Below are 545 nucleotides of genomic sequence, written 5' to 3' on the forward strand. Positions count from 1 at the left end.
AATTCAAAAGATGTTTTTTATTCATTGATGTCTAAAAAAGACAAATCTATGAAGATTGAAATAAAGAAAGACAGGTTGCCTGAATTTCCGTTTAATTCAGAGAAATACAATTCCAGTATGCCCTATTACGATGAAGAATCAGAACGCTTGTACTTCTGTATGAACCATCCTGATGGTTATGGTGGATGGGATATTTATTATTCCAAATTTGATGGTAAGAAATGGGGCAAACCAGTTAATGCCGGAGATAAAATAAATACTCCGTTTAATGAAATTTTTCCATCTATTATTCCGCAAGGTGTTTTATTTGCTTCTGATGCAGGAATAGGAAAAGGTGGATTTGACAACTATCTGTATTCTTTTGAGAAAGAGGAATGCATTAATTTACATGGATTTAATAGCGCAGATAACGATTATTGTCTGCTTCCTTTTTCCGATAAAAGTATTGGGATTAAAGGTGATAGTCTGGTGGTATACAATAAGAGTCTGGATAATGTATTGAATACCTTTATAATGAATCATGATGAGCTTATGGCAGAGATTAG

At 33.0% G+C, this 545-nt stretch carries 1 pseudogene; it reads left to right on the forward strand.

The annotated features are described in order from the left end of the window. Positions 1-48 precede the first annotated feature (48 nt). Positions 49-545 (forward strand): annotated as a pseudogene (locus QUH73_RS20815) (hypothetical protein); the annotation flags it as partial.

Origin of the sequence: Labilibaculum sp. K2S, assembly GCF_030372765.1 — a bacterium.
In the GTDB taxonomy this organism is placed as follows: domain Bacteria; phylum Bacteroidota; class Bacteroidia; order Bacteroidales; family Marinifilaceae; genus Labilibaculum.